General features: G+C 41.6%; 1 riboswitch.

Annotation, left to right across the window (positions count from 1 at the left end):
* The first annotated feature begins 59 nt into the window (after positions 1 to 59).
* Positions 60 to 193: riboswitch (cyclic di-AMP (ydaO/yuaA leader) on the top strand.
* Positions 194 to 233 lie beyond the last annotated feature (40 nt).

Below are 233 nucleotides of genomic sequence, written 5' to 3'. Positions count from 1 at the left end.
GGATTTTTTTCTTTACATTTGAAAAAAATTCCTATACAATTATTATAGCAACTTGTATTATATGCAATGCGCTGAATGCTGGTAACAGCAACGGGAGAACCATTATTTGGGGTGTAATTGCGGCTGAGCCGCATGCGGGAACTTCCTTTCCCTAACCCGACAGCTAATCTCGTAAGCGGAGGAAGGCTCAGTTTCATAATTTGATGCCTTCGCTGCCCATTTTATTGATGGAC

The organism is Extibacter sp. GGCC_0201 (genome assembly GCF_017566055.1).
Classification (GTDB): Bacteria; Bacillota; Clostridia; order Lachnospirales; family Lachnospiraceae; genus Extibacter.
The sequence above is the reverse complement of the archived record's forward strand: the minus strand, read 5'-3'. Positions and strand labels throughout refer to the sequence as shown.